Consider the following 1,424-nt stretch of genomic DNA (forward strand, 5'->3'; position numbering starts at 1 on the left):
CCCTCCTCGTGGTCGAGACCGCAGGCGCCGCCCGGCCGGTTCCCGGCAAGAGCCTCGTCGAGGCCCTGGAGGCGGCGCTCTCGGGCCGGGCCTCGGCGCTTGCGGTCGACCTGAACGGCCCGGCCTCCGACGCCGAGGCACCTGGCCTGACCGACCTCGTCGCCGGCGAAGCTGCCTTCCTCGACGTGATCCAGGCCGAACGCGGCTCCGCCATCCACCGGATCGCCGCCGGCTCGCTGGAGATCGAGGTTCTGCTGGAGGAGCCGGCTTCGGTGGCGATCACCATCGAGGCGATGGCCGAGGCCTACGACTGGGTGGTCTGCCGCCTGCGGGCGGAGCCCGGCGCGCACGAGCTGCTCGCCGCCCTCGGCACGCTGATGGACAGCGTGATCATCGCCTCGAACGCGGCGCTCGACGATCCCGACCTCGGCGACCTGTTCGCCATCGCCGAGGATTCCGGCGCGGGCCAGGTGCTGGTCGCCCAGGACAAGCCGGCGCAGGATCGGCCTGCCCGGCAGCGGCACGACCGGACGGCGCAGGACGACGCCGAGCCGATGGCGTTGCGCCTGTCCGCGGCCTGACCGGGACGCCGTTCCCGCCCATCCAAGCGGATGGCGGGGACGAGCCCTTCAACCGGCCCGCATCCGCCGCAGCCGCTGCACGAGGGCGAACAGGCGCGGGTCGCGCTTGATCCGGCGCTTGAGCCGGGTGAGGCGCGTCGCGACGAGCCCGTAGGCGTGGCCGCGGAGCGTCACCGGCAGCATCACCTCCACCAGCGGGATGGTCTCGTCGCAGATGCTCGCCTTGTAGCGGGCCTCGCCGACGCCGAGATCGAAGGCGCGGCGGCCGCGGGCGGCCTGGTCGCGCACGAGGTGATGGAGCAGCAGGTCGCCGGGGCTGAAGCGGGCGACCTCGGGATCGGCGTCGAACGCCGTCATCATGCCGGAATAGCGCGCGCCGTCGACGGCGCCGCCGAAGGTCGCGAGCACGCGGCCGGTCGCCTCCAGCACCAGGGCGTGAACCTCCACCGCCGGGTTCTCGCTCGCGGTGGCCTCGCTCAGGAAGGCGCGGATCGCCGGGTCGGCATAGGGGTCGTCGATGCCCATGGCGGAGAAGCGCGCCGCCTTCTGCGCGTAGAAGGCGGACAGGTACCGCTCGGCCTCGGCGCCGTCCGCCGCCTTGCGGTAGGCGAGGGGGCCGTGCGCCTCGATCAGGCGCTTCTCCTTCGAGCGCAGCTTCTTGCGCGCGTCGGCGCTGAAGGCGCGCCTGAGCGTCGACTCGGGGTCGGGGCCGAGCATCATCCCGTAGCCGTCGCTCGGCGCGGCCTCGCCGCGGATCGCCAGCGGGTTGACCGCGCCGTCCCAGGTGCGGGGCTGGTGCCCGAGGGCGTAGACGTCGACGCCGGAGGCGCGCCCGACCTGGCC

The 1,424-nt window shown here is 74.1% G+C and carries 1 protein-coding gene and 1 pseudogene; one reads left to right on the top strand and one right to left on the bottom strand.

The features are described 5' to 3' along the window. A pseudogene (locus tag FV222_RS30185) lies at positions 1-581 on the top strand (lipopolysaccharide biosynthesis protein); the annotation flags it as partial. A gap of 48 nt (positions 582-629) precedes the next feature. Here FV222_RS30185 and FV222_RS26060 read toward each other — a convergent pair. Then, on the bottom strand, positions 630-1,424 hold a 795-nt coding region (locus FV222_RS26060; protein ID WP_147816022.1), incomplete at its 5' end, for a GNAT family N-acetyltransferase.

Origin of the sequence: Methylobacterium sp. WL103 (genome assembly GCF_008039885.1) — a bacterium.
GTDB classification, from domain to species: domain Bacteria; phylum Pseudomonadota; class Alphaproteobacteria; order Rhizobiales; family Beijerinckiaceae; genus Methylobacterium; species Methylobacterium cerastii.